This is a genomic window from Neisseria sp. HMSC03D10 (assembly GCF_001807625.1).
Taxonomy (GTDB): Bacteria; Pseudomonadota; Gammaproteobacteria; order Burkholderiales; family Neisseriaceae; genus Neisseria; species Neisseria mucosa.
This window is the reverse complement of the sequence record NZ_KV789536.1, coordinates 28,579-28,803: the sequence shown is the minus strand read 5'-3', so window position 1 is coordinate 28,803 and position 225 is coordinate 28,579.

Sequence of the window (225 nt, the reverse complement as noted above, 5' to 3'; positions counted from 1 at the left end):
AGCCGCCTTCAGGCGGCTGTGTGTTGAAACGTGCGGCTAATAATGCTCCTGAAAAGGTAGTTAACCAGCCGCCTTCAGGCGGCTGTGTGTTGAAACGTCTTGTACGTCGATAGCTTTGTTTGGACGTACCCAGCCGCCTTCAGGCGGCTGTGTGTTGAAACTGAAGACTGTGGATTTGGAGACGCGACTTTCTACGGCCAGCCGCCTTCAGGCGGCTGTGTGTTG